This window comes from Shewanella sp. MBTL60-007 (genome assembly GCF_019654915.1).
GTDB lineage: Bacteria > Pseudomonadota > Gammaproteobacteria > Enterobacterales > Shewanellaceae > Shewanella.
On record NZ_BPET01000020.1, the window covers coordinates 31,866 to 44,071 of the forward strand.

12 protein-coding genes are annotated in these 12,206 nt (G+C 45.8%); 2 read left to right on the top strand and 10 right to left on the bottom strand.

Features of this window, described 5'->3' with window-relative positions:
* Positions 1-9: 9 nt before the first annotated feature.
* The gene (locus tag K5Q92_RS09165) at positions 10-1,236 is read right to left on the bottom strand and encodes a nucleoside recognition domain-containing protein (RefSeq protein WP_220768702.1); all 1,227 of its coding nucleotides are present in this window, start codon (positions 1,234-1,236) and stop codon (positions 10-12) included.
* A 68-nt stretch (positions 1,237-1,304) separates the two neighbouring features.
* Here K5Q92_RS09165 and rsmF point away from each other — a divergent pair, with 68 nt between their 5' ends.
* Positions 1,305-2,735 (top strand): 16S rRNA (cytosine(1407)-C(5))-methyltransferase RsmF, encoded by a 1,431-nt coding sequence (gene rsmF / locus K5Q92_RS09170; protein WP_220768703.1) that lies wholly within the window; start codon positions 1,305-1,307, stop codon positions 2,733-2,735.
* A 233-nt stretch (positions 2,736-2,968) separates the two neighbouring features.
* On the opposite strand, the gene K5Q92_RS09175 is transcribed toward rsmF, so the two are convergent.
* From K5Q92_RS09175 to apbC, 9 genes are read right to left on the bottom strand one after another with little or no spacing between them, the layout of a single operon-like run.
* Entirely contained in the window at positions 2,969-3,757 is a 789-nt protein-coding gene (locus K5Q92_RS09175) for a TatD family hydrolase (RefSeq protein ID WP_220768704.1), read from the bottom strand.
* Between the two features lie 45 nt (positions 3,758-3,802).
* A complete protein-coding gene (locus tag K5Q92_RS09180) occupies positions 3,803-4,129 on the bottom strand; it encodes a PilZ domain-containing protein (RefSeq protein WP_220768705.1) in 327 nt (108 codons plus the stop codon).
* Positions 4,130-4,135: 6 nt separating this feature from the next.
* Complete coding sequence (gene holB / locus K5Q92_RS09185; RefSeq protein ID WP_220768706.1) at positions 4,136-5,053, bottom strand: DNA polymerase III subunit delta'; 918 nt, start codon at positions 5,051-5,053, stop codon at positions 4,136-4,138.
* Position 5,054: 1 nt separating this feature from the next.
* Positions 5,055-5,699: a dTMP kinase gene (gene tmk / locus K5Q92_RS09190; RefSeq protein ID WP_220768707.1), complete on the bottom strand. Its 645-nt coding sequence runs from the start codon at positions 5,697-5,699 to the stop codon at positions 5,055-5,057.
* Positions 5,696-6,703 carry an endolytic transglycosylase MltG gene (gene mltG / locus K5Q92_RS09195; protein WP_220768708.1) on the bottom strand — a complete coding sequence of 336 codons (1,008 nt, stop codon included), beginning with the start codon at positions 6,701-6,703 and terminating at the stop codon, positions 5,696-5,698. The genes tmk and mltG overlap by 4 nt, the downstream gene beginning before the upstream one ends.
* Positions 6,700-7,596: an aminodeoxychorismate lyase gene (gene pabC / locus K5Q92_RS09200; protein ID WP_220768709.1), complete on the bottom strand. Its 897-nt coding sequence runs from the start codon at positions 7,594-7,596 to the stop codon at positions 6,700-6,702. Before pabC ends, mltG begins: the two co-directional genes overlap by 4 nt.
* On the bottom strand, positions 7,596-8,180 hold the full coding sequence (dcd, locus tag K5Q92_RS09205; protein WP_220768710.1) for a dCTP deaminase: 585 nt from the start codon (positions 8,178-8,180) through the stop codon (positions 7,596-7,598). The genes pabC and dcd overlap by 1 nt, the downstream gene beginning before the upstream one ends.
* Before the next feature lie 33 nt (positions 8,181-8,213).
* The gene (gene udk, locus K5Q92_RS09210; RefSeq protein WP_220768711.1) at positions 8,214-8,852 is read right to left on the bottom strand and encodes a uridine kinase; all 639 of its coding nucleotides are present in this window, start codon (positions 8,850-8,852) and stop codon (positions 8,214-8,216) included.
* An 11-nt stretch (positions 8,853-8,863) separates the two neighbouring features.
* Positions 8,864-9,979 (bottom strand): iron-sulfur cluster carrier protein ApbC, encoded by a 1,116-nt coding sequence (apbC, locus tag K5Q92_RS09215; protein WP_220768712.1) that lies wholly within the window; start codon positions 9,977-9,979, stop codon positions 8,864-8,866.
* Between the two features lie 160 nt (positions 9,980-10,139).
* Between apbC and metG the strand changes: the two genes are divergently transcribed.
* A complete protein-coding gene (gene metG, locus K5Q92_RS09220) occupies positions 10,140-12,179 on the top strand; it encodes a methionine--tRNA ligase (protein WP_220768713.1) in 2,040 nt (679 codons plus the stop codon).
* Positions 12,180-12,206 lie beyond the last annotated feature (27 nt).

A 12,206-nucleotide genomic window follows, 5' to 3' on the forward strand; every position in this document is an offset into this window, starting at 1 on the left:
TGAGAATGCTTAGCCATAGAACTGATAACAAACCATTATTGCCGCGATGATCCCTGCTAGGTCGGCAAATAAGCCACAAGCCAGCGCATGCCTTCCATTACGGATCCCGACAGCGCCAAAATATACCGCTAACACATAGAAAGTCGTTTCGGTACTTCCCTGTAATATTGCCGCCAAACGCCCAGCAAATGAGTCGACGCCATAGTGCTGCATGGTTTCAAGCATCATAGCCCTAGCACCAGAACCACTGAAAGGTTTCATTATCGCTGTTGGCATGGCATCGACAAAGCGTACATCTCCACCTGCGAACGCGACTAAACCTGCGATCAGTTGCAGCAAATAATCTAACGCGCCAGAGGCCCTTAAAAGTGCAATGGCGAGTAACATCGCGAGTAAATAGGGGATAAGCTTAATCGATTGTTCAAAGCCCTCTTTCGCCCCCTCAATAAACTCATCATAGACAGCGACTTTTCGCATCCCAGCAACGAGGACAAAACTAAAGATAAGTAGCAATAATATGCCATTACCAAGGCCGGTGCTCACCTCACCGATGGCCGCTACTGTCAAGGTACTTAAATAAAATACTAAGCCTACGATAGAGGAGAGAATAATACCCGCATAACCAAGCACAACCATATTGATTAAAGAGAGTCTTTGAACCAAAGCCACAGCAGTTAAGCCAGCAAGGGTTGATGCAGTTGTTGCGAGTAAAATCGGCAAAAAAACATCAGCAGGTGCTGCCGCTCCTTGCTGGGCACGGTATAAAAATACGGTCACAGGCACTAAGGTGATCGAAGAAGTATTTAAGACTAAAAACAAGATCTGAGCATTGGTGGCCACACTCTTATTAGGATTTAAGGTTTGTAAGTCCTGCATCGCCTTGAGTCCTAGTGGCGTGGCAGCATTATCTAAACCTAGCATATTCGCCGTAAGATTCATGGTGACGCTACCGAAAGCGGGATGCCCTCTTGGTACCTCTGGCATCAATTTTGACAATAACGGCTCAAACATTTTCGAAAAAACGGCAACGACACCGGCTTTCTCACCCACCCGCATTAAGCCCATCCAAAGCGATAACACGCCGATTAATCCTAGCGCGATTTCAGCCGCTAATTTAGAGCTCGAAAAAATGGCACTCACGCTTTCAGACAGTATCTGCGTGTGTCCCGTTAGCACTTGAACCAGAATTGCAATGAGTGCGGTAGCGAAAAAGCCAAACCAGATCTTATTTAGCACCCAAGTTCCCTCTTATCATTTAGTTAATCTGTTATAATCCCGCTACTTTACCGCATTATCTTCGACATATGGCTCATTTTAATCAGAATTTTCTCGATAGTATCGAACGTGATCTTCCATCTCACTTATCAATGGAAGACTTTATCGCCTTTAGCAATAAGCCGTTGCGACTTTCTATCCGAGTCAATACGCTCAAAATCAGTAGCGATAACTTTATCGACTTGATGACGCAAAAAGGCTGGCACTTTGACCCTATTCCTTGGTGCAAAGACGGCTTTTGGGTGACCTTGAGCCAAGACATTCAGTTGGGCAATACCATCGAGCACCTGCAAGGTCTATTTTACATTCAAGAAGCCAGCTCCATGTTGCCGCCAACAGCGCTGTTTGACGCCAGCCAAGAGCAGCAAAGCATTTCTTGCGATAGCTTAGTGCTCGACATGGCCTCAGCACCGGGCTCTAAGACCACTCAGATCGCTGCCCTTATGCAGAATCGAGGCCTACTCGTCGCCAACGAGTACTCGGCAAGCCGCGTCAAAGTGTTACATGCCAACGTGGCTCGTATGGGCGTGGCTAATTGTGCCTTAACCCATTTCGATGCTCGGGTGTTTGGTGAGTATATGTTCGAGACCTTTGACTCGATTCTACTCGACGCCCCTTGCAGCGGTGAAGGCACCATTCGAAAAGATCCTGACGCACTCAAAAACTGGGATAACAATGACGCAAAAGGGATTGTCGACACTCAAAAAGAACTCATAGAGTCGGCTTTTCTTGCATTAAAGGTTGGGGGAAGTCTGGTCTACTCCACGTGCGCACTTAGCCGCCAAGAAAACCAAGATGTTTGCCATCACTTAAAAGCCTTATATGGTGAAGCCGTTGAGTTTCTCCCTTTAACGGATCTATTCCCGCAAGCTGAGAAAGCCTGCACCGAAGAGGGATTTTTACATGTCTGGCCGCAGATCTATGACAGTGAAGGTTTTTTTGTAGCCAAGATCCGCAAACATGTGGCCGTAGAGCGCCAAGTTCCGGAGCCAAGAAAACAGAAGAACTTTCCGTTTACCCCTGCAAAGCCCAAACAAGTTGAAGAGTTAACACAGTACTTTAAAGACAGTTTCTCTATTGACTTACCCGATAGTGCCCAAGTGATGGTACGAGATCTGGAGTTTTGGCTGTTTCCAAACCCTGTTATGCCATTAATAGGTAAGATGCGTTTTCAGCGCATAGGAATAAAACTCGCCGATGCATTAAAAAAAGGCTACAAAGTCCGCCACGAAGCGATCTTAGCGCTATCATCTCCCACGCGCTTTGAGCTTAGTGATGAACAGGCTAAGGACTTCTTGATGGGGCGAGACATCGGCCTGCAAGAAAGAGTTAAACCTCAAGGGGAAGTGATCGTCAGTTACGCTAACAATCCGCTTGGCGTTGCCAAGCACTTAGGCAATAAATTAAAGAACAACCTTCCTAGGGACTTAGTAAAAGATAAGATTGCACTGTATCAATAATACACAATTACTTACATTTGCGGGTGGCTTGTCAAAAAATAACCACCCACAATGCTAAAAGCTAGTCTACACTCTATATCATTAGTCTTTAGCGAAGATGTGGTTTAACCTTTTTTTACCAGCAATGGTAAACAACAGTAGCGCACGGCTCCTTGTGAGCCATTCCCCTAGACCCAGAACAATCGGAATAGTTTTGGGTCTTTTTTTGTTTGGAATTCGTGCAAAAGCTAAAGCTAGCGCCCCGCTAGCCTTGCTGCATCTTTAAATAACCTGAAGAAATTATCTGTGGTGTACTGGGCTAGTTCAGGGTACTTCTCCCCTCTTAGCTCTGCCACAAACTCGGCAACATCTCGCACAAATGCTGGTTGATTCTCTTTGCCACGATGAGGAACTGGGGCTAAATAGGGAGAATCAGTTTCAACCAACAGCCTGTCTTTTGGTACCTTTCTGATCACGTTGCGAAGCTCAGCGGCATTTTTAAAGGTCACAATACCTGAAACTGAAATGTAGAAACCTAAGTCGATTGCCGCCTTGGCCATCTCCCAATCTTCTGTAAAACAATGCAATACGCCGCCAACAGTATCCGCGTTACCACGCTTTAGAAAATTAATGGTATCTTCTCGGGCATCTCGAGTATGAATAATGAGTGGTTTATTGACTTTGACAGCAAGATCGATCTGCTGTTCAAAGCAGGTCTGCTGTAGACTTTTAGTTTCATTGGCATAGAAATAATCTAAGCCTGTTTCACCGATAGCGACAACTTTTTCATCACGAGCAAACTGCTCAACCTCTTGAATATTCAAACCATCTTGTACATCTAGAGGGTGAACGCCGGCTGATAGAAATACTTCATCAAATGCAGCCATCTTCTGCTTCATTTCCACAAAGCCCTGCTGTCTTACGTTGACACAAAGAAAGTAGGCGATATCCCGCGCTTTAGCCGCAGTGATAATCTCTTGAAGTGATGCCTGATCGGGGGCGATTTTTAAACGATCTAAGTGACAATGTGAATCGATAAGCACGATGAAAATCCAACAAACAACAAAAAGGACCGCAAGTCTACCCAGCTACATAGTGCAGGTCAAATCACCCGAGGCAAGTTGCCGTGACAGGAGCTGCTCAATTTGATGTTTATGAAAATCAGGCTCAGTTAAAATTTTCACCCCTATTCCGGCCGGACGCCCGCCGGAGGCGCCTAAGGGATTAATCCAAATAACCGAACCTGAAAAGTTATGAGCTTGAATATCACCAGGGAGTTGATAGGAAACCTGTATCTCTTGACCAAGCGTGAAACTTTCGCTGCAACTGACAAATATACCGATAGGTTTAATAAACGGCATATAGGCGCGGTAGAGTTGCTGTAAAGAATCAAATTTGACAACAAGATTAGTCATAGGTGTTTATTGGCTCATTAACTGATTATACTCAATGGTTAACCCCTCAAATAACGCTAACGAATTCACGTTTGGCATTACCGATAAGCGGGTTTCTAGCTGCATCACTTTCGCCGCAAAATTAGCGAGGTTAGCTCTAATCAGTGGATCACTATCTTGCTTCTTAACTAAAGCCCTGTGTATCACTAGATATAAAACTTTAAGAGCATCAGAAACTTGCTTTTCATTTACATTTATTAAACTAGCACACAGATGCCCTGACGACAAACTTTGTGTCCAACCCTTTCGGTAGCTAAGCAAGCTTTGATATCGCTCTGTTTCAACAGCAGACAATACCGCCATAGGCCCCCCTACAACAGGTAAACACCAAGATGGATCATCTTCGAAGCGGTGTTGCTCTTTTAACCACTGTTTTACCTGCAATTTACTTGGAAGTTCAACACGTAACCTCTGACAACGGCTACTGATGGTTGCTATTAGCCGACTCGGAGAATTGGCTTGTAACAGCAAAATAGTATCCTTTCCCGGCTCCTCGAGTGTCTTAAGTAAGGCGTTAGCCGAAGCCTGATTTAAGCGTTCGCTATTTAAAATAACGGCAACTCGTCTGCCTCCCTGCTGGGCGGTGGTCGTCAGCTTTTGACAAAGTTCTCGAACCTGATCGACTTTAATCTGCGCTCCATCGGCTTCAAGCCGATAAAGATCGGGATGACTATTGGCTTCAATCAGTTGGCAAGCCTTGCAAAAGCCACACGCACCGCCGTGACCAAGCTGATTACAGAGTGACATTTTGGCTAATTCGAGCGCTAATGACTCTCCGCCATAGCCAGCATCCATGCCTATCAGATAGGCATGACCGACTCTAGCCGTGTTGATCTGCTCAGCAAAATTATCCAGGGTAGTTTGCAGCCAAGGAAGCGTGGTCATATTACCAACTCTGCTCTTGAAGGATTGCAATGATATCTTTATGCACCTGCGCCATCGTTTGGCTCGCATCGACAATCTTTATAGACTCATCGGCATCGGCAAATGACAAGAAGGTTGCCCGTGCACGATTAAAGAAATCTATTTCCTGCTGCTCAATTCGGTCCAGCTCTCCACGACGAGCGGCACGCTCTAAACCGAGCTTAGGCTCGATATCCAGATACAGGGTTAAATCCGGCTTAAAGCCTTTTAGGGTCGCATCACTAATTGCCGATACTAGCGGCATCAAGCCTCGCCCACCACCTTGATAGGCAAGCGAAGACAAATTATGTCTATCACCGAGTACCCACTCACCATTGGCTAAGGCAGGCTTAATCACGTTCGCTACCAGCTGCGCTCTAGCTGCGTAAAACAGCAGGCATTCAGCTTCGTCACACAGAGGGTCAGTGTCGTTGGCAACCTTTACAAGATCTCGCATCTGCTCGGCGAGCGGCGTGCCGCCTGGTTCACGAGTACAGATTGGTGCTTTACCTGTATGCTTTTCTATAAAGTCTCTAACAAGTGCGATGGCGCTAGATTTTCCTGCTCCCTCTAACCCTTCAATGACGATAAACTTGGCTGACTGAGCTGCTTGTGATTGTGTATTCATCGATTTCTCTGATATTTGTTCACTGCGCGATTATGCTCGTTCAGCGTTCTTGAAAAAACATGGCTGCCATCATTTCGTGAAACGAAATAAATGTAATCAACATCCGCAGGGTGTGCGGCGGCCTGAATAGCCGCTAAACTCGGCGCGGCAATCGGCGTTGGTGGCAAACCATTAATTCTGTACGTATTAAAGGCCGTAGTTTCGCGCAAATCTTTGCGGGTAATATTGCCTTCATACCTATCACCCATACCATAGATCACAGTCGGGTCTGTTTGCAGACGCATCCCTTTACGCAAACGGTTAACAAAGACAGCCGCTATCCATGGGCGCTCGCTGGCTTTGCCCGTCTCTTTCTCGATAATGGACGCTAAGATAAGTAGTTCATAGGCCGACTTTAGTGGCAGATCCTTTTGACGGCTCTGCCAAGCCTTATCGAGCTCAGCTTGCATCTTAAGATAACTCTTATTGAGCAACGCTTTTTCACTACTGCCTGCACGGTAGTGGTAGGTATCTGGAAAAAACTTGCCTTCAGGCAGTCCTGAGTCATCGCCATTTTCCCGCAACACTTGGATAAACACCTGATCTTGTTGAGTCAGTCTTGGCTGTAAGTCCAGAACCTGGCGCCACTCTTTAACCGTTTGCCCCTCTAATAAAGTTACACCGAAAGATTTCTCTCTCCCGCTAATGACTTTATCAAGCAGACTGTTGACGGTGTCCTTTGGTGTGACATCGTATAGTCCTGAGCGAATATTGGCCAACTCAGGTTTTAAACGAACCAACCATTTTAACTTCCAGCCCTCATCGATCAATTTCTCTGATTCTAAAACAGCAATAAACTGACTAAAGGTGGTACCACGTTTAATATCAAGCTCCTGTGAAGCCGTTATCTTAATCGGTTGTTCACCATATGCCTGTAGCGTGCTATATCCCCAATATGCGCCAACGGCAGCTAAAGTTAATAGCGTAAAAAGCGTTGCAAAAAGACCTATTATTGCTTTTTTCATAATGTCAGACTGAGATGTTCTCTTATTCTAGAAGTCCAAGATGCTAGGCTAAAACGCCTATCGGCGATAGCTACAACATCAACGAGCCCAAATAGGCTATTGGTTATAAATACATGCTTAGCGTCCGCTAGCATGCTGTAATGAAAATCGGTTATTCGAACGCTATATCCCATCGCTAGAAGTTGATGGATGACTTGTTCTCGCATCATACCTGCCACACCGGAAAAACTGATGCGAGGAGTAATTATTGCTTTATCCACCACAAAAAATATATTGGCCATCGATGACTCAATAACATTGTCATCGGAATCTAGCACCAGCCAATCTTGAGCATTCTCTGCTAAGTCCACAGACTTAATCAGTACCTGCTCTAAGCGATTGCAGTGCTTTATGCCAGCTAACTTAGGCTGCCGACCTAACCTAACATCAGATAGCGCTAAGCGAATCCCCTGTTGTTGCCACTGTTCGTAGTGAGTCGGTAAGGCATGAACAGAGACAACCTCTGTAACATTGAGTGGCGCAGAGGCTAGAGAACTGGATTCAAGTGAGTCACGGTCGCGCTGCGCGCTATCAAGAATGATTGCCGAGTTGTGCCGAACAACGGCGGCACCATAACCTCGACCGCCTACGCCTCGCGTCAGCAGCAATTTGATACAAGCCTTGGGGTTAGCCTTAGCTAGAGCCTTGAGTTGCAGTGTCAAAGCGCTCGATGGTTGCCAGTTGAAACCAAGTCGATAAGCGCCTTGAGTAAGACGCTCAAAGTGGGTGTTTAAGAATTGGATCTCGCCTTGATGCACTCGCATCGTCGCGAATAAACCATCACCATAAGCCAATCCCCTATCAAGGGGATTAACATTCTTATCGGGCTGTCCATCGACCCAAACTTGTGTCATTAGCTATCCTGGCTAATTCGGCTAGCGACAGCTTCTTGTTGATCCTTATATTTAGCGCTTTCACGCTTGTTATAAGGTCTGGCAACAGCATGTGCTAAACGCTCGAAGTTAAGTGCGCCAATCGTCATGTTAGGTTTCAGTGCCAAGGGTAATTTACCATTGTTATAAAACTCTAATACGATTTTACCCTGCCAACCCGGGTCGATGCGGTGAGCAGTCACGTGTACCATCAAGCCCAAACGAGCAAGAGATGAACGACCGTCAAGCCATCCGACAATGTCTGCCGGTAACGTCACGGTTTCGTGGGTAATAGATAGCGCCAACTCTCCAGGGTGAAGAAAAAATGACTCACCCTCTTCGATAACTATGGTCTCACTCATCACGCGATCCAAGGCCTCTTGCACTTCGGTGCTCGGGCCGCTCAAATCGATATAAGGGGCGGTGTGATCTTTAAAGACTCGAAATTGATTACCTAGCTTAACATCGACACTCACACCACTGATCGCCTCAGGCGCGGGGCGTGGTTCCATAGTGATAGTGCCATTGTCTAAACACGCTTCAATCTCAATGTCTGTTAAACGCATGATCCCTAGGCTCCCTTATATTGATAAGTGATCTTATTTTGCTAATAAGTGCTGAATACGCGCCTTTAAGATATCAGTAGCGATACGGTTCTTACCACCACGCGGTACGATGATATCGGCATACTGCTTTGATGGCTCGATGAACTGCAAGAACATTGGACGGACAGTCTCTGTGTACTGTGACATGACCGACTCCATTGTTCTACCTCGCTCAGCAACATCACGAGAAAGACGACGCATAAAGCAAATATCTAGCGGTGTATCCATAAATACGGACGCATCCATCTCTTTACGCAGAGCTGGATCGGTTAGTAACAAAATACCTTCAAGAATAATGACTTTCTTTGGTGTAAGGGTCACTTTCTCATCAGTACGAGTGTGCTCGTTATAACTATAAACAGGAATATCGACCGCATTACCCGCTTTAAGCTCACGCAGATGACTGCATAACAACTCATGATCCAAGGCTTTTGGATGGTCGTAATTTGTCAAAATACGCTGGTCCATCGACAGATGACCTTGATCACGATAATAGGAATCTTCTGCAATCACGCCAATTTGATCTGTGCCTAAATCGCGGCAAAGTTCTTCATAAATCGTCTTAGCGATAAGACTCTTACCCGATGCTGACGCACCTGCAATACCAATAACAACACAATCTTTAGAGTTCATTAAACTAACCTTTATTCGTCATCAGACATGCTGATTGATACTTTTGGCTGCGCTTGACATAGTGCAAGCTGAGCCCCAACTTTTCTCGCGATTTCACGATAAATCCCTGCAACTTGGCTAGACTCATCGGCAACGACTGTAGGCGTGCCTTTATCCACATCTTCACGAATGTTTAACTGTAGAGGCAATTGACCTAAGAGAGGTACATTGTAGCGAGTCGCCATTTTCTGGCCACCCTCTGCACCGAACGGGTGATCTTTATGGCCACACTCAGGACATAGATGGAAACTCATGTTTTCCACGATGCCTAATACCGGAATGTTCACTTTTTGGAACATGCTGACGCCTTTCTTAGCGTCTGCTAGCGCGATATCTTGTGGAGTGGTAACAATCACCGCTCCGCTAACAGGCACTTTTTGTGAAAGCGTCAATTGAATATCACCAGTTCCTGGTGGCATATCAATAACGAGATAATCAAGCTCTGGCCACTCGGTTTCGGTGAGTAGCTGAACTAATGCGCCGGCGGCCATTGGACCGCGCCACACTGCCGCTTGGTCGCCATCGAGCATGAAGCCGATAGACTGCGCCGCAATACCGTGTGCAGGAGCAAAGGTCATGATCTTGCCGTCTGGTGAGACGGGCTTGAAATCTTCCACACCCAACATCATCGGAATCGATGGACCGTAGATGTCAGCATCCAAAATACCGACACTTGCGCCCTCTGCTGCTAATGCCAACGCGAGGTTAACTGCAGTCGTCGACTTACCCACACCACCCTTGCCTGAGGCAACGGCAATCACTTGCTTGATATTAGGTAGCGGCTCAACGGCACTGATAGCCGAAACGGTATCTGGTTGGAAGTCAATTTCGCATTCAACTTCATCAATTGCATCCAATACAGCTAACGCTTTCGTCACGGCCATCACGATGTCGCGATACTGAGTTTGACAAGGGTATGAATAACATAATCCCAACTGCAGTCGCTTACCTTCAATCGCAAGTTTAGTGACCATACCTGCGCTTAACAGACTCTTATTCAGATACGTGTCTTGAAAGGTATCGAGAATTGCTAATACAGGGCTAAGAAGATCATCATCAAGATGATAATTTGGATGTGTTGAAGACAAAATACGGACCCCCTAAATATAATTTGCGCAATTGTACCAGATATTCTGGCAAACATTAGTCTAGATTTAATCCACTTGTGCGAGCTTTTGATGAAACTATGCATTGGATCGGTTAGTATCTATGCCATTCCAATTAGGTTCCCAGCGATTTTGAGAAAAGATGGCAAATTCACAACGTAAAATCCTAGTCACAAGTGCACTTCCGTATGCTAATGGTCCAATCCATTTGGGTCATATGCTTGAGTATATTCAAACCGATATTTGGTCACGTTTTCAAAAGCTACGTGGACACGAATGTCACTATATCTGCGCTGACGATGCTCATGGCACGCCGATCATGCTTAAAGCACAGCAGTTGGGGATAACTCCTGAAGAGATGATCGCTCAAGTTCAAAAAGAACATGAGAAGGATTTTGCTGACTTCAATATTCAGTTTGATAACTTCCACAGCACTCACAGCGATGAAAACCGTGAGCTAGCGAGCCAGATCTATATCAAGCTGCGCGACTCAGGCTACATCAAGACCAAAACGATTTCTCAGTTATTCGATCCTGAAAAATCGATGTTCCTACCTGACCGTTTTGTTAAAGGTACTTGCCCGCGCTGTAAGTCTGAAGACCAATATGGTGATAACTGTGATAACTGCGGTGCAACCTATAGCACAACTGATTTAATCAACCCTAAATCAGCAGTATCTGGTGCGACACCTGTAATGAAAGACACTGAGCATTTCTTCTTCGATCTGCCTGCATTCGAAGGCATGTTAAAAGAGTGGATTAACTCAGGCTCTTTACAGCAAGAGATGGCCAACAAGCTAGGTGAATGGTTCGAGCAAGGTTTGCAACAGTGGGATATTTCTCGTGATGCCCCCTACTTCGGCTTCGAAATTCCTGATGCACCGGGTAAGTTTTTCTACGTATGGCTAGACGCACCAATCGGTTACATGGGCTCATTTAAGAACCTATGTGACAAGCGTGACGATCTAAACTTCGATGATTACTGGAGCAAAGACTCAACTGCCGAGGTGTACCACTTCATCGGTAAAGATATCGTCTACTTCCACAGCCTATTCTGGCCAGCCATGTTAGACGGTGCAGGCCTGCGTAAACCAACTAGTGTTTATGCGCACGGCTATGTGACGGTGAACGGCGCTAAGATGTCAAAATCAAAAGGCACCTTCATCAAGGCGCGTACTTACCTAGACAATCTAGATCCTGAGTACCTTCGTTACTATTATGCCGCGAAGTTAAGCAGCAGAATTGATGATCTAGACTTGAACCTTGAAGATTTCGCCCAGCGCGTTAACTCTGACCTAGTCGGTAAACTGGTTAACCTAGCGTCACGTACCGCAGGCTTTATCTCTAAGCGTTTCGATGGAAAACTTGCAAAAATTGCAGATACTAGCCTGACAGAGAGCTTCTTAGCTAAGCAAGAAAGCATCGCTAACTTCTACGAGACCCGTGAATTCGGCAAGGCAATGCGTGAAGTGATGACACTTGCAGATATCGCTAACGCCTATGTGGCAGACTCAGCTCCTTGGCAATTAATTAAAGACGATGCTAAGCAAGAAGAAGCACACCAGGTTTGTAGTAATGCACTTAACCTGTTCCGTATCTTAGTGACTTACCTTAAGCCAGTACTCCCTAAGCTTGCGCAAGATGTTGAAGCCTTCCTACAGATGGAACTGAAGTGGGATAACCTAGACATCGATCTTGCAGGCCATGAAATCGCTAAGTTTAAGGCGCTAATGCAACGTGTTGAGATGAAGAGTATTGAAGCGATTATCGAAGCTTCGAAAGAAAACCTTCAAGTTGCTGCAGAGCCAGAAGTGAAGAAAGAAGTGAAATCACCGCTTGAGCAAGACCCAATTAGCAACGAGATCAGCTTCGATGATTTCGCCAAGATCGATCTTCGTATCGCGCGTATAGCTAAAGCTGAGCACGTCAAAGAAGCCAACAAGCTTTTACGACTTGAGCTAGATTTAGGCGGCGAGACAAAGCAGGTATTTGCAGGTATTAAGTCTGCTTATGCACCTGAAGATCTAGAGGGTAAGCTCACGGTTATGGTAGCAAACCTTGCTCCACGCCAGATGCGCTTTGGTGTATCTGAAGGCATGGTACTCGCAGCTGGTCCTGGCGGAAAAGATCTGTGGATTATGGAGCCACACGAAGGTGCTCAACCAGGTATGAAAGTTAAATAAACTTCTCACCTTGACACCTCGTTAAAA